General features: G+C 47.9%; 19 protein-coding genes, 1 tRNA gene and 1 CRISPR repeat array. Of the genes, 13 read left to right on the forward strand and 7 right to left on the reverse strand.

What is annotated here, in order from left to right; all coding sequences use genetic code 11:
- The first annotated feature begins 1 nt into the window (after window position 1).
- Together BWK47_RS01445 and BWK47_RS01450 are read left to right on the forward strand one after the other, a co-directional pair.
- The gene (locus BWK47_RS01445) at window positions 2–1,231 is read left to right on the forward strand and encodes a CO2 hydration protein (RefSeq protein WP_162327290.1); all 1,230 of its coding nucleotides are present in this window, start codon (window positions 2–4) and stop codon (window positions 1,229–1,231) included.
- Window positions 1,232–1,250: 19 nt separating this feature from the next.
- Window positions 1,251–2,483, forward strand: a complete 1,233-nt coding sequence (locus BWK47_RS01450) for an SUMF1/EgtB/PvdO family nonheme iron enzyme (RefSeq protein ID WP_162327291.1) — start codon at window positions 1,251–1,253, stop codon at window positions 2,481–2,483.
- Between the two features lie 58 nt (window positions 2,484–2,541).
- Here BWK47_RS01450 and BWK47_RS01455 read toward each other — a convergent pair whose 3' ends face one another.
- On the reverse strand, window positions 2,542–3,840 hold the full coding sequence (locus BWK47_RS01455; RefSeq protein WP_237269741.1) for an FAD-binding oxidoreductase: 1,299 nt from the start codon (window positions 3,838–3,840) through the stop codon (window positions 2,542–2,544).
- 236 nt (window positions 3,841–4,076) lie between these two features.
- Between BWK47_RS01455 and BWK47_RS01460 the strand changes: the two genes are divergently transcribed.
- Both BWK47_RS01460 and BWK47_RS01465 read left to right on the forward strand, forming a co-directional pair.
- Window positions 4,077–6,599, forward strand: coding sequence for an EAL domain-containing protein (locus tag BWK47_RS01460; protein WP_162327292.1), 2,523 nt, complete (start codon window positions 4,077–4,079; stop codon window positions 6,597–6,599).
- Between the two features lie 122 nt (window positions 6,600–6,721).
- Complete coding sequence (locus tag BWK47_RS01465; protein WP_237269742.1) at window positions 6,722–8,143, forward strand: slr1306 family protein; 1,422 nt, start codon at window positions 6,722–6,724, stop codon at window positions 8,141–8,143.
- Here the strand turns inward: BWK47_RS01465 and BWK47_RS01470 are convergent.
- From BWK47_RS01470 to BWK47_RS01490, 5 genes are all read right to left on the reverse strand, one after another.
- Entirely contained in the window at window positions 8,133–8,627 is a 495-nt protein-coding gene (locus tag BWK47_RS01470) for a cupin domain-containing protein (RefSeq protein WP_010871490.1), read from the reverse strand. The two genes, BWK47_RS01465 and BWK47_RS01470, sit on opposite strands and share 11 nt — an antisense overlap.
- A 55-nt stretch (window positions 8,628–8,682) precedes the next feature.
- The gene (gene lgt / locus BWK47_RS01475; RefSeq protein ID WP_162329572.1) at window positions 8,683–9,534 is read right to left on the reverse strand and encodes a prolipoprotein diacylglyceryl transferase; all 852 of its coding nucleotides are present in this window, start codon (window positions 9,532–9,534) and stop codon (window positions 8,683–8,685) included.
- 27 nt (window positions 9,535–9,561) lie between these two features.
- Entirely contained in the window at window positions 9,562–10,212 is a 651-nt protein-coding gene (locus BWK47_RS01480; protein WP_162327294.1) for a Uma2 family endonuclease, read from the reverse strand.
- Between the two features lie 170 nt (window positions 10,213–10,382).
- On the reverse strand, window positions 10,383–11,405 hold the full coding sequence (hemF, locus tag BWK47_RS01485; protein WP_162327295.1) for an oxygen-dependent coproporphyrinogen oxidase: 1,023 nt from the start codon (window positions 11,403–11,405) through the stop codon (window positions 10,383–10,385).
- 222 nt (window positions 11,406–11,627) lie between these two features.
- Window positions 11,628–12,350 (reverse strand): biliverdin-producing heme oxygenase, encoded by a 723-nt coding sequence (locus BWK47_RS01490; protein ID WP_162327296.1) that lies wholly within the window; start codon window positions 12,348–12,350, stop codon window positions 11,628–11,630.
- A gap of 134 nt (window positions 12,351–12,484) precedes the next feature.
- On the opposite strand from BWK47_RS01490, the gene BWK47_RS01495 reads away from it, so the two are divergent.
- The 4 genes from BWK47_RS01495 (at window position 12,485) to BWK47_RS01510 (ending at window position 15,124) form a co-directional block, all read left to right on the forward strand.
- The gene (locus BWK47_RS01495) at window positions 12,485–13,072 is read left to right on the forward strand and encodes a hypothetical protein (RefSeq protein WP_162327297.1); all 588 of its coding nucleotides are present in this window, start codon (window positions 12,485–12,487) and stop codon (window positions 13,070–13,072) included.
- Between the two features lie 89 nt (window positions 13,073–13,161).
- A complete protein-coding gene (gene rpmB, locus BWK47_RS01500) occupies window positions 13,162–13,398 on the forward strand; it encodes a 50S ribosomal protein L28 (RefSeq protein WP_010871496.1) in 237 nt (78 codons plus the stop codon).
- Window positions 13,399–13,597: 199 nt separating this feature from the next.
- On the forward strand, window positions 13,598–14,998 hold the full coding sequence (locus tag BWK47_RS01505; RefSeq protein ID WP_162327298.1) for a Ycf66 family protein: 1,401 nt from the start codon (window positions 13,598–13,600) through the stop codon (window positions 14,996–14,998).
- A 52-nt stretch (window positions 14,999–15,050) separates the two neighbouring features.
- Window positions 15,051–15,124, forward strand: a tRNA-Pro gene (locus tag BWK47_RS01510).
- A 256-nt stretch (window positions 15,125–15,380) separates the two neighbouring features.
- A CRISPR array of direct repeats spans window positions 15,381–15,776; the repeat unit is 37 nt; unit sequence CTTTCAACCCTCTCCCTAGCGGGAAAGCCGTTGAAAC.
- Between the two features lie 436 nt (window positions 15,777–16,212).
- On the opposite strand, the gene cas12k is transcribed toward BWK47_RS01510, so the two are convergent.
- On the reverse strand, window positions 16,213–18,051 hold the full coding sequence (gene cas12k / locus BWK47_RS01515) for a type V CRISPR-associated protein Cas12k (RefSeq protein WP_162327299.1): 1,839 nt from the start codon (window positions 18,049–18,051) through the stop codon (window positions 16,213–16,215).
- A 92-nt stretch (window positions 18,052–18,143) separates the two neighbouring features.
- Between cas12k and BWK47_RS01520 the strand changes: the two genes are divergently transcribed.
- The 5 genes from BWK47_RS01520 to BWK47_RS01540 are packed head-to-tail and all read left to right on the forward strand — an operon-like array spanning window position 18,144 to window position 24,476.
- Window positions 18,144–21,260 carry a type I restriction-modification enzyme R subunit C-terminal domain-containing protein gene (locus BWK47_RS01520; protein ID WP_162327300.1) on the forward strand — a complete coding sequence of 1,039 codons (3,117 nt, stop codon included), beginning with the start codon at window positions 18,144–18,146 and terminating at the stop codon, window positions 21,258–21,260.
- Between the two features lie 15 nt (window positions 21,261–21,275).
- Window positions 21,276–22,688, forward strand: coding sequence for a type I restriction-modification system subunit M (locus tag BWK47_RS01525; RefSeq protein WP_237269743.1), 1,413 nt, complete (start codon window positions 21,276–21,278; stop codon window positions 22,686–22,688).
- Entirely contained in the window at window positions 22,672–22,878 is a 207-nt protein-coding gene (locus BWK47_RS01530) for a type II toxin-antitoxin system HicA family toxin (protein ID WP_162327301.1), read from the forward strand. The genes BWK47_RS01525 and BWK47_RS01530 overlap by 17 nt, the downstream gene beginning before the upstream one ends.
- A 6-nt stretch (window positions 22,879–22,884) precedes the next feature.
- Window positions 22,885–23,100 carry a type II toxin-antitoxin system HicB family antitoxin gene (locus BWK47_RS01535; RefSeq protein WP_162327302.1) on the forward strand — a complete coding sequence of 72 codons (216 nt, stop codon included), beginning with the start codon at window positions 22,885–22,887 and terminating at the stop codon, window positions 23,098–23,100.
- Between the two features lie 35 nt (window positions 23,101–23,135).
- Complete coding sequence (locus BWK47_RS01540; protein WP_162327303.1) at window positions 23,136–24,476, forward strand: restriction endonuclease subunit S; 1,341 nt, start codon at window positions 23,136–23,138, stop codon at window positions 24,474–24,476.
- Window positions 24,477–24,496: the final 20 nt, after the last annotated feature.

Below are 24,496 nucleotides of genomic sequence, written 5' to 3' on the forward strand. Positions count from 1 at the left end.
TGTGCCCTGGCATTCTGGCCTGGATTACTGGGATAATGGCCCCTATTATGGGCTTTTGTATCGAAACCATAGTTCTGAAGTTATGACCCAAACCTCCCTCGCCCCCTCCCGTCATCCCCTCAGAGGATATATTCAAAATTTAGAGGCGGGGCAGGCCCTGTTGGCGGATTCCCCGGCTAACACGCTGGAAGTGGTGGGCATCCTCAAAAGCTATGGCGTTATTCTCGATGCCTATTCCATCAATCTGCAACACATTGCCCATACCCAGTATCTGAAGTTATTTCCCTTTTTTAAATATTTCAACGGTAATGTCAATGGCGATCGCCTATTGAAACATTGGTGGCACAATCGCATTAACTACGAGTATGCAGAATATTGCATGAAGGCGATGATGTGGCATGGAGGGGGAAAATTGGATGAATATCTAGACAGTGCCGAGTTTAAAGCCAATGTTAAAAAGTTAATTAAAGCGAAAATCAAAGGCAATCCTTTTTTGCAATTACTTAACCAGATTTTTCCCGAATTTTTGCCGGAACAAATGCGAATGATGGCCTACTATTCCGCCTTGGGTCAATTCTGGCGGGTGATGGCGGATATGTTTTTGAATTTATCTGACCGCTATGACCGGGGAGAAATTAAAACCATTCCTGATGTGGTGCAACATATCCAAGACGGCCTAGTGGCCGATGCCGCCCGCCCCATTATTTACCGGGTGGAGTTGGGGGGAACTACCTACGATGTTTTGCCCCCCAGTGCCAATTTAGCTTTTTTGATGGAAACCGCAGTGCCCTACGTGGAGGCGGTGTTTTTTCGGGGTACTCCTTTCCCTGGCACCATTTCCTACAATGCCCAAGCGGGACAGATTCCCCCTGACCAAAGCCTGTTTACCTATGGGGCCCTCTATGCCGATCCCCTCCCCGTTGGTGGAGCTGGCATTCCCCCCACCTTGCTAATGCAGGATATGCGCCACTTTTTGCCGGACTATCTCCGACGGGTTTATCAGGCATCCCTACGGCAGGAAGGGGATTTACTGGTGCAAATTTGTGAAAGTTTTCAAAAATCAATGTTTTGTGTCACCACCGCGGCCATTCGTGGTTTAGCACCCTATCCCCTGGAGACCGATAATCCCCAGGAACAGGAGACTAACCGAGCTTACCTGGAAATTTGGATGAATCGTTTTCTCACTTCCCGGGTGGAGATTATTAACCAACCCTCAACCATGGCCGATTAGCCGGCTCTCCATCAGCACTGTGGTTGAAAATCTTGAAACTATTGACCAAGCAATGGAGCGGTGTCGCACAGAAACTCTCCGCCTGTTGCACCGCATTCCCCCAACCCTAGGCGATCGCCAATGGCACCCAGATTTCAGTCCCATTGATTGGCACTTTGGTCACATTGCCTTTACCGAAGCCCTTTGGCTATTGCCGGAGCAGGAGCGGAAAAAATTTCATACCCCGTCTTACCAAAAATTGTTCCGAGCCGATGGTTTATCGAAATCGGAACGCTGTGCATTACCTAGCCGTGGAGTTATTGAGCAATATTTAGGGGAAGTTAGGGCCTCTGTGAAGCAGGTCTGGGGATCAGCTGATCGATCCTGGGACCGAGCCCAAGCAAGGTTAAGGTGGTGGCTCCTACAACACGAAGTCCAACATAGTGAAACCATTAGTTTTTTAAGTCATTTAGCCGGAATTGATTTAGGGGTTAATAGCCAAATCCCTGGGGACGAATGCCCAGAACCAGTGCTGGAGGCAACCATGGTGCCTATTCCCGCTGGAGGTTTTTACCAAGGCAGTGAGCAAATATGCGCCCAGGACAACGAACGCCCCGCCCATTGGGTCGAAGTAGAACAGTTCTGGCTAGATAAATACCCAGTTACCCAGGCCCAGTATCAACAATTTATCGATGCCGGTGGTTATCAACAAAGCAAATACTGGACAGAAGCTGGTTGGCAATGGCGATCAAGGGATAACGTCACAGCACCGCTTTATTGGCAGCCCGAAAGTAACACCCAGAACCATCCCGTCTACGGAGTCAGTGTCTACGAAGCCGAGGCCTATACCCACTTTATTGGTAAACGTTTACCCACAGAGCAGGAATGGGAAAGGGCCGCCCGTTGGTCTGGTCAGCATAACTCCAGCACCTATCCCTGGGGGGAAACTTTGCCAACCAAAGAGCAATGTAACTTTAATAATCACCGTGGGCGCACAACTCCTGTCGATTATTATGACCAGGGTCGTAATCAAGGTGGCTGTTATGACCTGTTGGGCAATGTGTGGGAATGGACAGCTTCTACTTTCGAGCCCTACGATAATTTTCAACCCTATCCCTATCGGGGTTACTCCCAAGCCTATTTTGATGGGGAACATCGGGTGATGCGGGGCGGCAGTTGGGCTACCCGTAGTTGGGGCTTAAGGGGCAGCTTTCGCAATTGGTACCATCCTTGGACTAGGCAAGTTTTGGTCGGTTTTCGTTGTGCTGGTTAAAGTTCTAGCTAATTTTTGGGGTATGCCAGAAATGCCACCAAACTATTATTCTCAATGACTAAAAACCACCCACAAAGCGCCCAGGACTAAAAGTATTGTGGGGGTCGAACTGATTTTTTAGACGGCCCATCATAGCCAAACCATGGCCACTCTGGCCCCAAACGTCCCAGTGTTTTTTACATTCCGGAGACGCTTCTAACACCGTTACATAACCACCATAATTCTGACAAATTTGCCTTTGCTGGTTCAACTTTTCCCGGTCCAGTTGGCCAAAACGTACCCAACCAATGCCATTGCCCAATTGTACGTGTCCCAACCCTGGTAACTGTTGCAGAAAATCCGCTGCCTTAGCGGGTAAAAGACCAAACTTACAGAGTATGGTTTCCGTAGTACCCTGCCTGGCCATGGCATTTTCCCACCGTTGCCAAAGTTCGCTCTCTGCTTGATTGTCAAAGGACTGGCTGGCCAAGGTCAAAGTTTGGGCGAGTTTTTTTACCTCATCAATCTGGGCCTGCACCACCGGCTCTAGGTTTTGGAAACGGACGAGTAAGCCCAATTCTTCCCCAAGGTTTAATGCTTGAACTAGAGCCGGGGAACAGATTAGGGCCGCGGTGGGTGCCAGTCCCGATCGCCGCAGGGCTTGGCTGAGTTCGGCTAGTTGGTTGGTATCACCAGTTAAAAAAACGGTTTGGGAATGGGAAGGTAGAGGGTAAAGACGGAAGGTAATTTGGGAAATAAAACCTAACGTGCCGTAGGAACCAACGAAAAGTTTCATCAGGTCATAACCGGCCACATTTTTGACCACCCTACCGCCGGCTTTGGCCAGTTGCCCATCCCAGCGGACAAAGGAGAATCCCAAAACTAGGTCTCGCACCCCACCGTAACGCTGTTGCCACGGCCCCGCACAACCTGTGGCCATAATGCCTCCCACCGTTGCCTGGTCATGGTAGAGGGGATTAAGGGGCAGAAATTGCTGATGGGGTTGCAAAATAGCCTGTAAATCCTTGAGTTTGACCCCCGCTTCCACCGTCACGGTCAAATCTGCCACCGCATGGTCAACAATCCTATTCAGGCCAGCACTGCTAACCAGTAACTGCACCGGCTTAGCTAATCCACCCCAAGCCAATTTACTTTGGTTGCCACAGGGGATGACTGGCCAATTATTTCGATCGCACTCACTCAGCAAACATTGCAACTCTTGCTGACTTTCTGGGGCTACCCAATGACTGGGGGCATGTTCCGGCTCAGCTAAAGCCTGGGCGATCGCCATTTGTTGGTGGGGAGGCAAATCTTGGACGGAACAGCTAGAGCTGTGGGGAAAGTTTTGGGGTGAAAAAGGTAGGGAAACAACAGCCATGGGCATTGATAAAGACAAATAGCAACCCCCAAAATCTCCAATTACAACGTCGATTTTGACGCAGTTTTGTGGTTAATTTAAAACAAATTAAGGCAAGACTGAGGGTTCCATATCCTTGGACAATAGCATAATGCTTGACGGTAGTTGCTAGAATTTGTCTAGGGGTAAGGGAGGCTCCTTTACCACCGTCCTTCCGTTGAACAGGTCAAACTTTTTATCCCGTCCCTGAGAGGTCAATGTCATCCCCCCAAGTCCCCACAGTTTTTGCCATTGACGATAGCCCTTTGAATCTTAAAATTCTCCAGCGTTTTCTGGAAAAACAAGGCTGGAAAGTGTTCATAGCGGAGGATGGATTAACAGCCATTACTGAGATCAGCCAAGTGCAACCGGACATAATTGTTTTGGATATTATGATGCCCGGTATAGATGGCTTTGAAGTTTGTCGTCGTCTCAAAGCAGCTCCAGCCACAGCGGAAATTCCGATCATTTTTCTTTCTGCCCTCACCGATCAAAAAAGTATTGTCAAAGGATTAGAATTGGGGGCAGTGGACTACATCCACAAACCATTTCAGCAAGAGGAAATTATCACCCGTTTACAACTACAACTCAAGTTACATCAAACAAACCAAGCTCTGCTGCAAAAGAATCAACAATTAGAAGAACAAATTGAAAAAACAGCCCGGACCCAAGCGGCATTAATGCAGTCGGAAATCAACTTTGCCGTTGCCTTTAACCAAAGTCCTGACCCCATTTTTATTTACGGCCGTAATAGCGGCTGTATTATGGATGTTAATCAGCCATTTTGTCAATTTTTTGGCTTGACCAAACAGGAATTGGTGGGAGTGAGTCGTCAGCAGTTTTACTTTTGGGTAGATGAACAACAAAGACAAAGTTTTTTAAGGGATTTATTGCTATGGCAAAAAGATGGCCTGGTTAAGTTTGAAAATCGGGAAATTGAAGTCTATGACCAGGAAAAACAAGTCCGGACAATGTTGCTATCCGGGGAGCCGATGGAATTTAATCGGGTAGATTGTTTACTGTTTGTCATGCGCGATATTACCGAACGCAGAAAAGCTGAAAAACAACTCAAAATTCTCTCCCAAGCCTGTGAACAAAGTCCTGCTTCCATTGTTATTACCGATGTTCAGGGCAATATTACCTATGTCAATCCTAAGTTTGAAGAAATTTCTGGTTATAAATCAGCAGAAGTGCTGGGCAGAAATCCCAGAATTTTAAAATCCGGCAATAAAACCCAAGAAGATTATGAATTAATGTGGAAAACATTGGCTTCTGGTCGTAATTGGCACGGCGAATTCCATAACCGTAGAAAAAATGGAGAATTGTATTGGGAAAGGGCGTCCATTTCCCCCATTTCTAATCAGCAGGGTATTGTCACCCATTATGTAGCAGTCAAAGAAGATATTACCAAGGAAAAACAACAAGCGGAGGCTCTTTTTCACCAAGCCCATTATGACCATTTAACCGGTTTACCCAACCGCATTTTAGCCAAGGATCGGCTCCAACAAGCCATCGAGTCGGCCCTACGCCAGAAACATATATTTGGTTTAATGTTTTTGGATTTGGATAATTTTAAAAAAGTGAATGATACCCTCGGCCACGATGCGGGGGATCAACTTCTAGTGGAAGTTTCGGAACGATTACAACGGGCTTTGCGGCAGACAGATACCGTTGCTCGCTTGGGGGGGGATGAATTTTTAATCATTTTAGATCAGGTTTCCCATAGCCGTAAGTTAATGGCGATCGCCCAACGGTTATTAAGGGTGATGCGGCAGCCGGTCAATTTGCAAGGTCTGGAATTTTTTGTCCATGGCAGCATTGGCATTACCGTTTTTCCCGACGATGGTTTCCATGCTGATGTCTTGCTGCGGAATGCGGATACGGCCATGTATGCGGCCAAGCTAGAGGGGCGGAATATGTTTCGTTTTTTCACCCCCCATATGAACCAGGCAGCTCAACAGAGAATGGCAATAGAGTCGGAATTGCGCCAGGGTTTATCTCGCCAGGAATTCCAAATTTTATATCAGCCCATTGTCAGTTTGGAGTCGGGGCAAATTGTCGGGGCGGAAGCGTTGATGCGTTGGCATAATCGACTGCTGGGTACAGTGCCGCCGGATCAGTTCATTCCCATTGCAGAGGAGGTGGGTTTGATTGTGGAGTTGGGGGAATGGTTACTAGATAATGTCTGTTGCCAGGCAGCCCATTGGCATAGCGCCTTGGGGGAGCAAACTTTTTGGGTGTCGGTGAATGTTTCCCCCCGGCAGTTAAAAGATAGTTATTTTGTTGCTATTTTGCAGGAATTCTTACAACGGTATCAGGTGCGACCGGAATGGTTAGAGCTGGAAATTACAGAAAATTTAATCCTGGAAGAAAATGGCGATCTACTGAAAAATTTAAGTGATTTAGAAGAGGAAAATATTGCCCTTTCCCTGGATGATTTTGGTACTGGTTACAGTTCGTTAAACTATCTGCGTAAATTTAACTTTAATTCCCTCAAAATTGATCGCTCCTTTGTAGAGTTGTTGCCCCATGATAATAATACTGTGGGGTTGGTGCGGGCCATTATTGCCATGGCCCACCATCTAGAGCTAAAAGTGATTGCTGAGGGCATTGAAACCCCAGAACAGTGGAATTTTCTTCGTCTCCAAGGCTGTGATTATGGCCAAGGTTATCTATTCAGTCCGGCGATCGCCGTGGAGGAATGGGAAAACCTGGGGCAGAAGCCACCGTTCTTCCCCTGATTCCGGTAGGATGGGATCAGCCAAAATCCAGGTTAGTTTTCTGGGTTATTCGGCCTAGTTGGATTAGCTTGAAGGGAAGGGATGCAATGGGGCAACCAGGTCTAACAATGGGGTTTAAGACTGTGTTTAAAAAGCCCTTCGTGATGGGGGGAATTGGCCTGTCAGTCCTACTGGGGCTTTGGTCCACCACCCACAGTGCCGAACAACCATGGGACCAATGGGGTCTATGGGCTTTATCCGGTCTGGGATTGGTTATCTGGCGGTGGCGGCGGCGTCATCAAGTCCCTCCTGAGCAGAAACAGATGTTAACTCCAGAGGTTCTGCAAAAGGCGATCGCCCAGGGGGAAAAGTTATTGGCCCGCCGTCAGGCCCAGGCACCGGATTTGGTTCTGGAAGATTTGGCCCAGGAACTGCAAGCATTACAAAAACCAGCCCCCCCCCCCCAAGCATTAAACGGTATTGTCCTAGGGGAAAAACGCAGTGGCAAAACCAGCTTATTGGACCTATTGCCGTCCCAGTTGACCCCAGGGGAAGGAGAAAAACCATTAATTTTGAATTGGCAAGTGGTGGCAGCGGAAACTCCCCCGGAAACCATGGCCCAGTCAATGACGGAAGCCCATTGGGTCCTAGTCCTAACCACTGGAGATTTGACCAGCGCCCAGTGGCAGGTGTTGGAGTTTTTGCAAACCCACCATCACCATTGGCAATTGTTATTTAATAAGCAGGATATTTACCCGATCGGCGATCGCCAAATCCTCTGGGATCAATTGCAGCATCAGGTGAATCAATTGGGTAACGCCAACCCGGTTATTCCCATTAGCGCCGCCCCCCAACCGATCCAAATCCGTCGTTATTTGGCCGATGGAGAATGGGAAATCGACCAGGAAACTCCTCCCCCCGACCTGGGGAATTTGGTGTCCCAACTGCAACAACAGGCCACAGAGCAGTGGGAATCCCTGGTTTTGGGTCAACAATGGCGTCGATGCCAGGCCATTAACCAACAGGTGGAGCAACGGTGGCGAGAAAATCGCCGCACCCTAGCCATTCCCCTAGTGGAACAGGCCCAATGGTTAGCCGCTGGCACCGCATTGGTTAATCCCGTGGCTAATTTAGATCTGCTGACGGCGATCGCCATCAATGGTCAACTGGTCTGGGACTTGGGGGAACTGTACCATCAAAAAATTTCCCTGGCCCAGGCCCAAACAGTCGCCAAAGAGATGGGAACAATTCTGATCAAATTAGGTATGGTGGAACTATCTACCCAAGCTCTGGGAGCATTGCTAAAAAGTCAGCCCCTAACTTACTTGGCCGGTGGTGCCCTCCAAGGATTAAGCGCCGCTTACTTGACTCGCATTGCTGGTTTGAGTTTAATCACTTTCCTGGAAAGTCAAGATCCCGACCTCAGTGAACCCCAATGGGATTGGCAAAAATTGACTGCAGTGGTCAAACAGACCTTTGAGCAAAATCAGCGTCGGGCCGTATTGCAAGGATTTTTCCAGCGAGCCCGACAACAATTAAGTCCAGCCTCCCCAACTATTGCCTAGTTAACTGGTTAATAATCTCGGCGGAGCGGGGGTAGAGCTTGAGCAAATCTTCCCGATTGGCCAACTCAAAATCCTGAAAATCGAATCCAGGGGCAACGGTGCAACCCACTAGGGCATAATCTCCGCCGTTTTTAACCCGAGAAGCAAACCAACCATCCTTGAGAACCACCGCTTGGGGCACTTCTCCTTTTTCCAAATCCAAGCCCAGGCTGATCACCTCCAGCTCTCCCTGGGGAGAAAACCAGTAAATTTCCAAGCTATCACCGGCATAGAAATGCCACATTTCATCGGATTTAATCCTGTGGAAAGCGGAAAAGTTGTCCTTGGTCATCAAAAAATAAATTCCGGTAACTACATTTCTACTGCCGTCAAATCCTGCAAAATTTGCCTCTACTGGCGATCGATAGGTTTCCTTATAAAATCCCCCTTCAGGATGGGGGAGTAGCTCCAACTTTTCTACCCAATAATTAATTTCTTTTTTCATAAAATTTCTCCTAGATTAGAGTATTTAATTAAGCCTGTTAATTTGCCGAATTAAGTTAATTTTTTACCAATTTTCGCTCCGACCAGTCCGGTAAATTTTTCTGCAGAAGATATAACCAGACAATTCCCGCTGTTCCCAATAAAACTAGGGTGATGCTAACAACCTGAGCTATTCTCAGAGGGCCAAGCATCAAACTATCTAATCTTAAACCTTCAATCCACACTCGACCGAGGCTATAACCAATCAAATAAACACAGGCTATGGTCCCCGTTTTGATTTTTTCTGGATTTCTTAGTCCATAAAAAAATAGGGCTATCAAGATTGCAAAAATTCCTAGGTTCCAGACTGATTCGTATAAAAAAGTAGGATGGAAATAGGCATAGCTGGTCAGATTTGGCGGACGATTAGCAAAAGGAATATAGAGCTTCCAAGGCAAATTAGTGGGGGCACCAAAAGCTTCGGAGTTAAAAAAGTTGCCCCATCGACCGATCGCCTGGCCGAGAATGACCGCCGGGGAGAGTACATCCAGCAAATTCCAGAAAGATAATTGATGGTAGCGACTGAAAACAAGAATGGTGATCGTTCCCCCAATCAAGGCCCCATGGATAGCAATGCCCCCTTGCCAAATGGCAAAAATATTTAACCAATGTTGGGCATAGCGGGGCCACTCAAAGGCAACGTAATATAGGCGAGCAGAAGGGATGGCCGCCACCACTAACCAAATGACTAAATCGTTGAATAAATCCGGGTTAATGCCCCGTTTTTGCCCCAACCATTGACAGAGATTCAAGCCAATAATGACAGCACTGGCAATCAAAAATCCGTACCAACGCAGGGCAAAACCCCCTATCTGGAACATCACCGGCCCGGGGGACTGAAATTGTCCGAAAAATATTTGCTCAATCATTAATTTTCCTTCGGCGATCGCCAACCCCTAATTCTTAGCATCAATGTGGGATTTTACCCAAATGCGAAAAGCCTTGATGGTTTTGTTGCGGCCTTCCTGGTCAATGCGTTGTAGATAGGCGGGAATAATTTCCCTGAGATCAAAATCAGGAAAAATCGAGCTAACTTCCCTTTGGCGGTATTCCCCTTGTTCTAGGCAGTGAATTTCCAATTGTCTGCGTTTAAAACGCCACACTTCCGGCACCCCTAATTGGGCATAAATATCTAAATGGGTACGGGAAGTTAGATCCACTTCGAGAGCTAAATCCGGTGGAGGATCAATGGTGGCATCCCAACGTTTTAAACCCCGCACTTTCGCTTCATTTTGAATATAAAAACAGCTATCTGGCTCTAAACCCAGACCGAGAAACTTATTTTTAAAAGTTGTTGAACCCAAGGGGTAAAATTCAATGTCTAGCTCCTCTAACAAAGCTTTGACTAAGTCGCCCACTAGTTCTTTATCAATTTCGTGTTCAGGCAGGGGAGCCATAATTTCTAGTTGTTGACCATAGTAAGCAATGCGGGAACTGCGATGTTCGCCGAGTTCTTCCAGCAAAGCTTCAAATTCGTCCCAATCCACATCCCGCAAAACCAAGGTCTGGCCGGGAAGCACACTGATGCGGTCTAGGGCTAGCAACATGGCTCTTCTTCCTCGCAATATGGCTAGTTTCCATTATGGCCCCTCTACCAAAGACCAGGATTAATCCCCAGCCTAGGGCAGAAGTGAATAGAGAGAACTAACTATTAACCCAGTGCGGAACTTGAGCACCGGCTGGTCTTTAGTGACCTTGCAGAAGTGAATAGAGAGAACTAACTATTAACCCAGTCCTGGGGAACTAAGAATTTTTCTGTTAATTCTGCTTCCGGGCTACCGGCTTCGGGACTGTAGCAATATTGCCAACGTACTAAGGGAGGTAAAGACATCAAAATGGACTCAGTGCGGCCATTGGTTTGCAAACCGAAAATGGTGCCCCGGTCATAGACCAAGTTAAATTCCACATACCGACCCCGGCGATATAACTGGAACTGCCGTTGGCGATCGCCATATTCAGTATTGCGACGTTCTTCCACAATGGGACTGTAAGCAGGCAAAAAGGCCCGACCACAGCGTTGGGCAAAACTAAATAAATCCTCCCAACCCAGGGGCTCAATGGGGGCTAATTGGTTGCTGTACTGGGCCGCCGGGCCATTGGGGTCAGGGCCACGGTACAGGGGAGCATTGCCATCTTGGTAATCAAAAAAGATGCCGCCAATACCCCGCATTTCCTGGCGATGTTTGAGGTAAAAATACTCGTCACACCAGCGTTTAAATACCGGATAAAATTCCCCATGGGTTTGGTCACAGGCATTTTTTAACGTGTGATGGAAATGGGCCGCATCTTCAGCAAAGGGATAGTAGGGAGTTAAATCGGCTCCACCTCCGAACCACCACACCGGGCCTGCTTCAAAGTAGCGGTAATTAAGATGCACCGTGGGAATGTAGGGATTTTTTGGGTGCAACACCATGGAAGTGCCCGTGGCATAAAATTCGTGGCCTTCCGCTTCGGGGCGTTGCTTCAAAATTGAAGGAGGTAGGGATTTGCCCCAGACTTCGGAAAAATTGACTCCGCCCTGTTCCAAAAAATCTCCGTCCGCCAACACCCGGGAACGGCCACCGCCCCCTTCTTCCCGTTGCCAACTATCTTCCTGGAATTTGCCCTTGCCATCCAAGGCCTCTAGACCCTGACAAATTTCGTCTTGAAGAGTTTGCATAAATTGGCTGACCCGCTGTTTAGCGTCCGCCGGGGGCAAGGAATGATTAGTTTGGGGCTGGGTTGTGGGAGAGACGGTCATGGTGGAGATTGTTAAAAAAAGATGAATGAAAAATCTGAAATTATCCTAGAGTCCGCCAATCAATCTTGGGGAATTTTGGGTCTGATCCCTCCCAATAATTGCGAGACTAGGAGATCGGCTTAAATAAGCTCTAAACAGACGGAGAAAAACTGGCAACTCTAGGTTGATTCGATTCCCTAAAATCACCAGTTTTTCCTGGATAAGTTGTCACGCTAGGTAAATCTAGCCTTCGGAAGTGGCTAAACCAACTTCGGTGCTGCCTTGACTGCGGCGACGGGTGAGGCTGTTGAACACCATAATGCCGATCGCCTTGATCAGGTTGCCTTCAAGTTCGTTGAACATTTTCATGTTCATAGCAAAGGCGTCATTGGCTTCATCCACAATCCGTTCGGCGGTGGCTTGGTCAATAGGCAGATCATTCATAGCTTGACGGTAGGTATTTTTAAAAGCCTTTTCGTCATCAATGTCGGCAAATTCATAGAAGGCCGTGCCGCCATCGTGGAGATTCATGGCATTTTGGGCAATCTTCTTGAGGATTTGACCGCCGGAAAGATCCCCCAGGTAACGGGTGTAGGAATGGGCCACCAACAATTCAGGGGCCGTAGCGGCCACTTGCCGGACTCGATCCACATAGGCTTGGCCAGCGGCGGAAATTTTTACTTCTTGCCGCCAGTTGGGACCGTAATAGAATTGCAGATCTTGCTCTAGGCTTTGTTTACGGTTGAGTTCAGGGAAATAAATGTGGCTGAGGATGGGATGATCCTTGAATTTTGCCATTTCCTCTTCCATGGCACTGTAGACAAAGTAGAGATTGCCAACCAGCTTACGGTAGGAATTTTTCTCGACAACGCCCTTGAGGAAGCATTTGACAAAGCCGACGTTCTCCGCCATGGAGTGGGATTTTTTCGTCCCTTCCCGCAACTGGGAAGCTAAGTTGACACTCATGCTAAAAATACCTGTATATCTTGGGTTGAATGAAAAATTGGCTTTTAACGAAGATAAAAATATGCCTAGTTTATTAGCCTAAACGGATTCGTTGAGTCGTACCATTAAGTTTTTTTAACGTCCTCCCTTTGGCCATGACCTACACAACCCAGCAATTGCTAGAAATTTTGGAGCAGGAGCTACGGGCCACTTGCCAAGGTAAACGGGTGCTCCTCTCCCCTGGCGATCGCCTGGACAATCCGATCATGGCTAAGGCTATCAACCTCGACCAAGTGGGGAAGGTGTTTGCCTACCAAGATTTTCGTGGGCAGATCCATGAATATCAAAGGCAACATAACGTTTCGGGGCTGGTGTGGCGGCAATGCTATTTCCGGGGGGAATCCATTCAGTTTCCCGAGTTGCACAACCAATTAATTGCCGTGGAAGGGGATAAGGAAAAATTAATGGCTGTTAAACAGGAAATATTAGCATTTTGGCAACGGCACACCCAGCAGTTAAATTATTGGCTTATTGCCCATCAGCACCGACCTCTGCGACGGGAATCTTTGGTGGAACTGTGGGAACAAGCAGAGTGGGCAGAGTTAGACTCCACCCAACAGGAGCTTTTTCTCGGTATTTGCTGGGGCAATCCAGTGGAGTATCAATATCAATGGGCTAAGCCCAATTCCGGTTGTCATCGCATTGTGGCCACCCCTGACCAGCCCAGCGGTATTAAGTTTTAAACGATTTAGCCAGAGAATGGCGATCGCCCGCCCATAATCCTCTGATATAGTGTTAGATCAGACTTTATCTGATCATAAGGAGATCTGCCATGGCCCGTCGCTGTCAACTGACCGGGAAAAAAGCTAATAACGGTTTTGCTGTATCCCACTCCCACCGTCGCACCAAGAAATTACAACAAGCAAATTTGCAATGGAAACGGGTTTGGTGGCCCGAAGGCAATCGGTTTGTGCGTCTGCGTCTTTCCACCACCGCCATTAAAACTTTGGAATCCAAAGGCATCAACGCCATGGCCAAGGAAGCGGGCATCAATTTGAATAAATTCTAGGGCGACCGGCTGTAGTTTTTGTTGGTATCCCAGACAGCTTCCCATGGACAAATCCACAGAGGGGCAGAATCTTTAACTATGGTTCCGGCCCCTTGCCATTGGAGGGTAAAACCACTGGGTTAACAGGGGACGATAATTTAACAGGAAGGTCAAGATAACGCAGAATGGAAAGGTGAACTTCTCGATGGAGTAACTTCCGATGTTGGCGTTGATGCTATCCGGTGCAGTGGCCTTAGCCAGTCTAGCTTTTTTCTTTTCGGCATTTTTTGCCCCAAAATTGCATCGCAAGGACGATTTCCTTTGGAGTGGCGTGGGCTTTTTCTACGGCCTAGTGCTCTGGAACTGTGCCCAACGTTTCACTGGAGCCATTCTCCTTGGCCAAGCGGCTGTGGTGGTGTTGGTGCTGGCCTTTGCTTGGCAAACTCTGCGACTCCGGGCGGCGATCGCCAGAAATGCAATTGTAGAAGTTCCTAGTTTCTCCCTGCTGGATTGGTTCGCCGGTGGTCTGCAACGTAAACCCAAAGTTAAAACTCCGGTCGCCGTTGATGACAAAAAGGCTTCAACAAAGGATCAAGACAACACTGGAGTGGAACCTGTAACCGAGGCCGTTAAACAGGATTTGCCAGAAACAGGAGAACAACCGAAATCCGTTGAGGATTCTGCCCCAGCCCCTGTCGCAGAAAAAGTTATAGATGTTGTTGAGCAGGTTAGCGAAAGTGCTCCAACAGAAGCAGAAAGTGTAATAGAGACGGCACAAGAAGTGGTGGAGGAATTGAATCAAGCCGCCGAAACCCTGGCCGAAGAAGTCGTAGAAAAAGTTGAAGAAGCGGTGGAAAAAGTCGTTGAAATGGTTGACCAGAAGGAAGAAAATTCAGTTGGTCCCACCCCAGAGAAAGGGGAAGAGGTTCTGCTCAAAAAACCTAAATCAAAACTATTCCAACGCTTATTTGGCCGCAAAAAGCAGGCAGTTCCCCCGGCACAGCCCAAAGCATCCCAGCCGGAAATAGTGGAGCAAAAAGTAGCTGTTGAGCCGGAGAGTTCCACCGCTCAAACCGGTGATTGGGATGACGAGGAAGATTGGGGTGAGGATCTACCATCAACGGAAAATTCTAGTCCTATTGGGGAAATTTCCGATGAAGTGACCAATGATGACCAAGAAAATGATGAGACCAAGGTAATTGCTGCGGTGGAAACGGTGCAAATTGAACAGCAAATCACCTTAATTGAGGTACCAGTTTCAGAAAATACAACTGCAGAGGAAGCATCCGCAGATTCTTTGATCGAGGAGGAGCAAATAGCCCAGGAGGAAATAGTAGTAGATGAGGTTATTGCTCCAATTTCTGAAACAACGGCGGCGGTAATCGAGGTGACTGTGGAAGAACTCGCCGACCCTGAAACCAACATTGAGCAGGATACAGACCCCAGCGAAGTTAATGAACCAGAAGAGACTGGGAAAATCACCGAGGCGATCGCCAGTAATCTAGAAGAGGTTCCAGAGCCAACAACTGATTTCGACGAAACTACGGTCAATACAGACAGCGCAGAGGAAGAAGAGACTCAAAATGAAGGGGAAGAAAAACAAAATTGGGCCGATGGCTAAACAGTTAACTCTGAAAGGAGATGTCCTATGTTAGGATCGTAAGGCTTCATTGCGGGATGTAGCGCAGCTTGGTAGCGCACTTCGTTCGGGACGAAGGGGCCGCAGGTTCGAATCCTGTCATCCCGATGTTGTACAGTGACACATTCTTTGTCATCGGTGACGAATTGTTGTCGTGATGCCAGATTAGGTGTCGTGATGACAAATTGTTGTCGTCGAAGGATTGGTGACAAATTGCTGTCGCTGAAGTACTTCTCACAAACTGGTTTTGGTAAACCGACTATCCAGATTAACGCCGGCCACGTTCTCGAACGAAGTGCGCCTTTCAATCCATCCTGGCTTAGATATAACGAGAACAAGAACAGCAGGCAAATGGTTAGCTTCAGCTCCAACCCTCTCCCTAACGGGAAAGCCGTTGAAACCTAACTACTGGTTTTCTGGGGTCATGGACTGCAATCTTTCAACCCTCTCCCTAGCGGGAAAGCCGTTGAAACCTTGAGGCTCAATCATTATGAAGACTTCCGGCATCTTTCAACCCTCTCCCTAGCGGGAAAGCCGTTGAAACTGGCAATAAACTTTGCACATAGCCTTTACATAATTCCTTTCAACCCTCTCCCTAGCGGGAAAGCCGTTGAAACGATGGGGTTCTAAGCAATACCCTAACGGAGAATTCTTTCAACCCTCTCCCTAGCGGGAAAGCCGTTGAAACCCGCCAATGTCTATCTCTATTGGTCTGAGATACTGCTTTCAACCCTCTCCCTAGCGGGAAAGCCGTTGAAACTCCGCTGCCCAGACATCTTACAAGTCAAAGACTCTGAAATGACTTTTGGCAAACTCCAAAAGAAACCGAATTAACTTCTTATTGGATTACAGATTTCTTGGTTCCCGTCCCCTTAACACCTCTCTAAGAAAGGCTTTAAGGTATTTGGCAAACCTATAGGGAAATTGACCTCACTATAGGTTTGCCAAAAAGAAAAGATGGATTCCCCCTTGGTCGGGGGTGATTTGACAACCACCACTACGGTAAGTCCGTCCCCTTATGCTGGGTGTGCACCTTATGTCTCTACTGCAAGAGTAGACAGCTTCTGGGTGGGTAGTTATCAGGGCCAGAAAGCACGTTTACCGTCGGCAAACAAACTAACCCTCATTTAACACAGCACATCGGCTCAGAAGAGCATGAACTGCGGCACGATTAACTATCAATCAATATTAAATTGTCAAGGTACTTGTCGTTGTTTGTAGGCAGTGAAAGCCATTTCTTCTGCCATTATACTAGGGTCTTTATAAGCTGGCAACTCAATGTACTCTATTTCAATTTCATGCTGAGAAGCTTTACCAGCAATACAATTTTGTAGGCGACCATAGCTCCAGGAATTAACACTGGTTCTATATTGCTTAGCATAGGCTTTTTGAGCTTCTAAACAACCTGGTATTTTTGCTTCTGCTTTAGCGTTCACTTCTGCTTGTAAAGAGCTTCGTATCGCTGTTAACGCAGGCAAAACAATACTTCCAGCTTTATAAGACATAGCTAAGTTAACAATGGATTTAGCTATAATTCGGTCTATTTGCTGTCCTAACTCCAACTCTTTGGCTTGAATAGTTTGATGCCTTACTTGGGCTTGTTTTCGTCCATGGGCAAGTTTTTGCTTCTGTTTCTGTTGACGGTTATAAAGAGGGTAATCCTTCCCTAGAAGTTGTTTAAAGCTATGTTTTGCAATTACTTGTTGTGTAGTAGCATCAACCACAGCAACAGTTGCCGGAGCAGATAACGTCATAGAGACAGCTACCAGGACATTTGATAACCCCTGATACACTTTCTTACTAGGTCTGGGGAAGGGATTATTAAGGCGAGCTAACGTTGATTCCTTACGTTTTATAAAAGCCTGTTGATTAGGGGATAGATTGCTCTTTTCCTGCATGCTGGTCAATACTTTAGCTACCTCTGTTGCCTTCTCCTGGCGGACTATCTCCGTACCTTCTTGTGACCATAAACGTGTTTCAAGACTGCAGAAGAAGGTCAGACGATTCCTGTTCCAGGGGTTTCCCTTGTCGCCATGTTGCCGCCACCCCAACATAGCGGAGCGGAGGGTAAATAGGGCACTGGAGTGTTGATTTTTGCTCTTTCTCTTCGTCTGCTGGTCTTCGTAGAAGCGTTTGAACCACTTGAGTTGCCGCTGATCACAGTAAATATTGAAGGTCATTTCCCCTAGGCCGCTAAGCTTTACTGTCAGCCTTCCCTTGTCATTCTTACCCCAAGATAGGTCTTCATTGGTTCCATAGGTTATGGCGTAAGGGACTGACGCCTTATCTTTTAACAGTTGGTCTTGCCATGACTTCGCCTGCGTATTGGTTTCGGGAACCGCTTTATCCATCAATTCCAATAGTGCAAGGCGGTGATGGTCATTTAAATCTCTGCCTAGGGGAAGGTTGGCATTAATCTGCTCCCGTAGTTGTTTTACCTTGTGCTGGGCTTTACCCAATCGCAGTTTGAATTTCTCTGGGGTTTCTGACTTTTGGGGTATTCGACAGCCATTTTTGAGTAGATAGGAGATCGCCGCTTGTTTAAGGGGGCTCGTGGTCTTGTCGTAATCAGTAAAAAGTTGTTGTCGCAGATTAGAGGACGACGATAGTTGAGTTAATATCTGTTGCGCCTTATTTTGAATAGTCTCTAAAGACACGCCGGTTAGTTCAGATAACTGTGCGTCACTCTTCAGTATCTCTAACCAACGCTCTTGCCCCTGCAAACGCTGTCTTAGCTGTCGTTGCAGCCTCAGGTAAGACTTGTAGGTGTATTCAACCTGGCTAATAGCACTGCTGTAAAAGCGGCTGGGTTGCCCTTTAAAAGGGTCTTGCGTTTTTAACTGGTCACATAACCTTTTTACCAAGCCGGCAGGAGGGTACCCCTGTTGACACCACACCTCGAAGTCATCCTGGACTGCCAGCAGCCGCAATAACTCATTGATTAAGGGGGTGTTTTTCTGCGCCATCAACTCCCAGAGTTGTTTGCGGGTGGACTCTGGAGCGGTCAGGTTGCAGTGAATAGTGATTATCGACATGGGACGATGACAACACTGTGTTTTCATTCTAGCCGATACCTTTATTAAATGTGGGTATAAAATGGTTTAGCCCTTACCACAATGCCTACTGAGTGTTCTTCACTAGCCAACAAGCCTCGGAAATTACGGGATGTACCCTGCGTCAGTTGCAGTATTGGCGGGAGAAGGGGGTAGTAAGTCCTGCTGTGGATGCAACGGGCAGGGGAAGAAGTGTTTACTACAGCCAAGCAGACTTATTTGAGTTGATGGTGATGAAGCACCTGCTCAACGCAGGGCTCGAATATACCCAGGCAGTGGATGTTCTCTTTGGGCTGCGGCATAAAGAGCCCAGTTTTACCGATGCACCTCAGCATTCAAGGTATTTAGTCACGCGGTATCCAGAGCATAAAATGCTGGTCATAGAGCCTTTTAGTCTAGATACAGTGCAGGAGGCAATGTATGGCGGACAACTGGTGGTACCGCTATGGTTGGATGAAATTCACCTAAAATTAGGACAAAAGTTACAGCAAACTCCCGGTACGGATATGCCCAACACAAGCCCGCTCCCAAGGTCTAACGAGGATGAGACACGTAGGATAATAGACCAGAAGTTAGAGATGTCCGGGTGGGAAGTGGTCTCCATGAAACCGGGATTGGGGACGGAGAAACTTAGTCGCCATGCAGTGAGGGAGTACCCTTTGGCAACGGGGGACGCAGACTATGCGCTCTTTGTTAACGGTTTGTTTCTGGGGGTATTAGAAGCTAAAAAAGTCTCTATTAACTCCCAGTCCGCCCTGGAGCAATCTAAACGCTATTCAAGGGCAACGTTTGATGGGGTAGGTAATTGGCGGGGCTACCGGGTTCCCTTCCTCTATTCAAGTAACGGCGAGTTGATTTACTTCCTCGACGTTAGGGAGAAGACTAATATTTGCCGTCAATTGCAAGCCTTCCACTCCCCCCAAACACTCTTAGACATGTTGGCTCGCGATGAAGGACGCAGTAATGCTTGGTTAAAGGAGCATCCCATAGAGCACAACACCCGCCTGCGCCCCTACCAAGTCGGGGCAATAGCCGCCATAGAAGAAGCTATTGCTGTCGGTAAACGGGAACTCCTAGTGGCGATGGCTACGGGGACAGGGAAGACCTTTACGATTGTGTCCAGCCTCTATCGGCTATTAGCCTCCAAGCGGGTGCAACGGGTCTTATTCTTGGTGGATCGTAAGGCACTGGCTGCCCAAACCGTAACGGCTCTGCGAGCTTTTGACACTCCCAATAACAATAAGTTTAATCAGGAGTACGAGGTTTACAGCCAGGCTTTTAAGAAGGGAGACTTTGGGGACGAGGGCAGTTTCGATGCCCAGCTACTGCCGAATCGTTATCTAACAGACCCCTCCGATATCCACACGTTTGTCTATGTCTGCACCATCCAACGCATGAAAATCAACCTCTTTGGTCAGGAGACCCCAGAAGGGGAGGAAGAGACTGGGGAGAGGGAGGTAGAAGCTGATGCAGAACAGCTAGATATTCCTATCCACGCCTTTGACCTGATAGTGGCGGACGAGTGCCATCGGGGGTACACAGCTCAGGAGGTAGGCACCTGGCGCAGGGTTTTGGAGTATTTCGACGCTATCAAAATTGGGTTAACGGCTACCCCTGCCACCCATACAGTCTCCTTGTTCAAAAACCTGGTTTACCGCTACAGCACTGAGCAGGCGATTAATGACGGCTACCTAGTGGACTACGAGCAGGTCAACATTGACTCCAACGTCAGGATTAACGGTACTTTTCTCCACCAAGGTGAAGTTGTTGGGGTTATTGACCCGGAATCGGGGGCAAAGTCCTACGAGCAGTTGGAAGATGAAAGGGAGTTTGCCACCACCGATATTGAGCGTAAAATCACTTCCCCGGACAGTAACCGGAAGATAGTTGAAGAGATTGCCCGCTATGCCCAGCAACACGAGGAGGAGACCGGACGCTTCCCTAAAATACTCATCTTTGCGGCTAACGACCTGAACCATACTTCCCATGCTGACCATCTAGTAACTATCTGTAAGGAGGTGTTCGGGCAGGGGGATGATTTTGTACAAAAGATTACCGGGAAAGTCGATGACCCCCTGAAAAAGATAAGGGAGTTCAGGAACCGCCCCGAGCCTAAAATCGCCGTCACAGTGGACTTACTGACCACCGGGGTGGACATACCGCAGATCGAGTTTGTCGTCTTTCTACGCCCGGTTAGGTCTCGGATTCTATGGGTGCAGATGCTAGGTCGGGGTACTCGGTTATGCCCTGACATTGCTAAAACCCACTTCAAGATCTTCGACTGCTTTGGGGGTTCCCTAGTGGACTATTTCAACGAAGCCACGGACTTTACCCTTGACCCGCCCCGACAGCAGGCTATGCCCATCAGTCGGGTAATCAGTAACATCATCGACGACATAGACACAGAGCACCATCTAAACATCTTTACCCGCAGGCTCCGGCGCTTAGACCGCAGTATTACCCCAGAGGGGAGGGAACAGCTAGACACATTCATCGCCGGTAGCAGTGAAGAGGGTATGGCTCAGAGTTGGTTGCACCTCTTTGAGACCTCACCTAAAGCCGCTAGGGGGTTATTGCAAGACTCGGAATTTCAGCACTTTCTAGATCAATATCCCCGAGTAAAGCAGGGCTTTTGGGTGGCAGAAGGGGTGGAAGACACTGTCACTTCCAGGGTGGTAATTAATGGGCAGAAGCCGGAGGACTACCTAGATAGCTTCCACCGTTTCTTGGAAGAACAGGAGGGACAGATTGAGGCACTACAGATACTCCGTAATAGTCCCGACCACTGGTCTGGTCAGGCGTTGGAAGACCTACGACGAAAGTTAAAGGAGAATCGCTTTAACGAACAGAATCTACAGCGGGCCTACCAACTGGTTCACAATAAGGCGTTGGCAGATATTATTTCCCTAATCCGTTGGGCTTACGAGGATACCCAAGAGGTTTACACCGCCCAGGAGCGGGTAGATAGGGCTATTGGAACTGTTACCCGAGATATGGATTTAACAGCGGAGCAGGAGGCTTGGTTGGGCTATATTCGGGAGCACCTTGTACAAAACCTCAGCATTGACATGGATGACTTTGACTATGCCCCTGTCTTTGAACGCCATGGGGGTAGGGGTAGGGCAAATAAGGTGTTTGCCGGTAAGCTAACTAAGCTGGTTCAGGGTTTAAACAGTGCGATCGCCGCCTAGGGGAGGATTTTACGAGTGGATGTTGTTAATAAGCTTTGGGGGTTCTGCAATACCCTACGCCACGACGGGATTGACTACGGTGACTACATCGAGCAGTTAACCTATTTGCTGTTTTTAAAGATGGCAGACGAGAAGGGAGTAGAAGTACCGCTAGGGTGCGACTGGGCAAGTCTTAAAGGTTATGCGGGCAATGACCTGGCTGACCATTACCAAGGGTTGTTACGTCACCTCCAGAAGGAACCGGGGCTGTTGGGGGATATATTTGCCCAGGCTATGCCACGCTTTAACAACCCCGTTAACCTCAAGCGTCTGATAACGATGATTGATGAGGTGGAGTGGACAGAACTGGGGGTAGATGTCAAAGCGGAAGCTTTTGAGGGGTTGTTGGAAAAGGCAGCTAGTGAAGGCAAAAAGGGAGCAGGGCAATACTTCACCCCCAGGGTACTAATTCAGTCCATTGTGCGGTTGATGAAGCCAGACCCCAGGGTTAGCCCCGACTTCAAAGTCTGTGACCCGGCCTGCGGTACGGGAGGCTTTTTGGTGGCGGCCTATCAATGGCTGTTGGAGGAAGCTAAGGACAGTTTTGAACGCAAAGACATTAAGCGCATTAAGACCCAGACCTATTACGGGCAAGATTTGGTGTCCCGTCCCCGACGTTTGGCGTTAATGAACCTGTTTTTGCAGGGGCTAGAACCCACCATTTACCTGGGGGACGCCATCTACGAACCAGAGAAGGGGGAGCGCTTTGACTGCGTCCTCAGTAATCCACCCTTTGGCACTAAGGGAGCTAACGAGGTACCGGGGCGGGATGATTTCACGGTGGAGACCAGTAACAAGCAGTTGAACTTTGTCCAACATATCCTCACCACGCTTAAGCCTGGGGGGCGGGCGGCGATTGTTTTGCCGGATAACTGTCTGTTTGAGGACAAGGCAGGGGAGGTGTTCAAAATCATCATGCAGGACTGTAATGTCCACACCATCCTGCGGCTTCCTCGGGGCACGTTTACGCCCTATTCCCAGGGGGTCAAAGCGAATGTGGTCTTCCTACAGAAAGGGCCACCAACGGAGCAGGTCTGGATCTTTGATGGCCGTTCTAATGTGCCAGGGGTAACGAAGAAAGAACGTCCTCTGACTGCCCAGCATTTTGCGGAGTTTGAGCAGTGTTACGGGGCTGACCCCAACGGTAGGTCGGAACGTCAAGACCGGGGCTTAGAGGGGCGTTTTCGGGGCTTCTCTATTGATGAAGTTAGGGAGCGGGGTTACAAGCTGGATATTACTTGGCTCAAGGATGAAAGCCTAGAGGATGCAGACGACCTGCCGGAGCCGGACTTCCTTGCCAGTGAAGCTATCACCGAATTAGAAGCGGTGGTGGACGACCTGCGGGACATTTTGGCTTTAATGGAGACGGACGATGCCGAAGAAGATTAGAGAACTAAAATCAGCACTACTGAAGGCAGGTTTCTCCTATCGTTCTGGTAAAGGAAGCCATACGGTGTGGAACCATCCCCGCTTACCCTACAGCCTCACCCTTTCCGGCAAGGATGGTGCGGATGCGGATCGTTACCAGGAGAGGGACGTTAAGAATGCCCTCAAAGATTTAGACAATTTATCGGAGTAATCCCCCATGCAATCCCTTTACAGCATTGTGATCCAGTGGTCGATGGAAGACCAAAAGTATGTGGTTAGTCTGCCGGAGTTCGGCCCCTATGCCCACACCCATGGGGCAACCTATGAGGAGGCGTTACGCCATGGACAGGAGGTTCTAGAACTGTTGATTGAGGACTATCAGGCACGGAATCAACCTTTGCCGGAACCTAGTCAGTTTCAGGCGATCGCCTAGGGTTATTGGGATTTACTTGTAATGGAGGATGAGTAATGCGGGATTTCCCAGAGGGATGGATAGAAACAACACTTGAAAATGTTGGTCAGTGGTGCAGTGGAGGTACTCCATCAAGAAAAGAAAAGCAATACTTTGGCGAGGGAATCTTTTGGGTAAAAAGTGGAGATTTAACAGATGGACTCATTACGAGAGTAGATGAACAAATTACGACGTTAGGCTTAGAAAAGAGTGCCGCAAAGTTACTGCCAGTCAACACAATATCAATGGCAATGTATGGAGCAACAATAGGTAAGCTTGGGATACTCAGCTTTCCTGCTGCTACAAATCAGGCTTGTGCTAATGTAATTTCGAATCCTAACTTCATTGATAACAAGTACCTCTTTTACTACCTATTATCAGAGAGAAGAAGAATTATTGAGAAGGGTAAAGGAGGGGCGCAACCAAACATAAGCCAAGAGATTATTAAATCCTATCCTGTTGTTATTGCTCCTCTAAACGAACAGCGCCGCATAGTAGCCAAGCTCGAAAAGCTCCTTGCTAAAGTTAACTCCTGTGGCGATCGCCTGGACAAAATCCCCACTATCCTTAAACGCTTCCGGCAATCCGTCCTAGCCGCCGCCTGCTCCGGTCGTTTAACCGCAGATTGGCGAGAACAACACCCCGACATTGAACCCGCTTACCATATAGTCGAGAAAATTACACAGGAACATAATACATTTGGAGGACATAAAAAAGGCAATGCGGGGCTTCCAACAGAGGGTGTACATAACCTTACATCAGACTTATTACCGACAAAATGGGAAGTTATAGAACTTAGAGATATTTGTAAGCCTGGAAGTCCCATTACTTACGGTATATTAAAACCTGGAGCCAATATAGAAGATGGCATTCCATATATTCGTGTTGCAGATTTTCCAAATGATAAAATAAACCTCGCAAATATCAAGTTTACATCAAGAGAAATTGATTCCAAGTATGCAAGATCACGATTAAAATCTGGAGATATTTTACTGTCGATAAGAGGTACCGTTGGTCGTGTTTGTAAGATCGATTCCTTATTGGATGGAGCAAATATAACTCAAGATTCGGCTCGACTTAGAGTTATTGAGTTAGTTGACAGTGACTATGTCTGTGTTTGTTTGCGGGCCATGCCAACACAGCAAAGGATGCAAAAAGCCATAAAAGGCGTGGCAATTAGAGGAATTAATATCGGAGATGTCAGAGCACTTCAAATTCCCCTTCCCCCCCTAGAAGAGCAAGAAGAAATCATTCGCCGGGTAGAGAGCCTGTTCCAGAAGTGTGAGGTGGATCCCAAAAGTCGGGCCAGAAATAGGGAGAGTAAAGCTCCGAAATGTAGGAATCCATCAAAAGACTAGATAGTAGGTGACGTACTTAA

Origin of the sequence: Synechocystis sp. CACIAM 05 (assembly GCF_010222815.1) — a bacterium.
Classification (GTDB): Bacteria; Cyanobacteriota; Cyanobacteriia; order Cyanobacteriales; family Microcystaceae; genus Synechocystis.

Coding starts and splice junctions, on each gene's coding strand:
- BWK47_RS01455 (WP_237269741.1), bottom strand. CDS start 3,840: ATGGCTGTTGTTTCCCTACCTTTTTCACCCCAAAACTTTCCCCACAGC.
- BWK47_RS01460 (WP_162327292.1), top strand. CDS start 4,077: ATGTCATCCCCCCAAGTCCCCACAGTTTTTGCCATTGACGATAGCCCT.
- BWK47_RS01470 (WP_010871490.1), bottom strand. CDS start 8,627: ATGAAAAAAGAAATTAATTATTGGGTAGAAAAGTTGGAGCTACTCCCC.
- lgt (WP_162329572.1), bottom strand. CDS start 9,534: ATGATTGAGCAAATATTTTTCGGACAATTTCAGTCCCCCGGGCCGGTG.
- BWK47_RS01480 (WP_162327294.1), bottom strand. CDS start 10,212: ATGTTGCTAGCCCTAGACCGCATCAGTGTGCTTCCCGGCCAGACCTTG.
- hemF (WP_162327295.1), bottom strand. CDS start 11,405: ATGACCGTCTCTCCCACAACCCAGCCCCAAACTAATCATTCCTTGCCC.
- BWK47_RS01490 (WP_162327296.1), bottom strand. CDS start 12,350: ATGAGTGTCAACTTAGCTTCCCAGTTGCGGGAAGGGACGAAAAAATCC.
- BWK47_RS01495 (WP_162327297.1), top strand. CDS start 12,485: ATGACCTACACAACCCAGCAATTGCTAGAAATTTTGGAGCAGGAGCTA.
- rpmB (WP_010871496.1), top strand. CDS start 13,162: ATGGCCCGTCGCTGTCAACTGACCGGGAAAAAAGCTAATAACGGTTTT.
- BWK47_RS01505 (WP_162327298.1), top strand. CDS start 13,598: ATGTTGGCGTTGATGCTATCCGGTGCAGTGGCCTTAGCCAGTCTAGCT.
- cas12k (WP_162327299.1), bottom strand. CDS start 18,051: ATGTCGATAATCACTATTCACTGCAACCTGACCGCTCCAGAGTCCACC.
- BWK47_RS01530 (WP_162327301.1), top strand. CDS start 22,672: ATGCCGAAGAAGATTAGAGAACTAAAATCAGCACTACTGAAGGCAGGT.
- BWK47_RS01535 (WP_162327302.1), top strand. CDS start 22,885: ATGCAATCCCTTTACAGCATTGTGATCCAGTGGTCGATGGAAGACCAA.
- BWK47_RS01540 (WP_162327303.1), top strand. CDS start 23,136: ATGCGGGATTTCCCAGAGGGATGGATAGAAACAACACTTGAAAATGTT.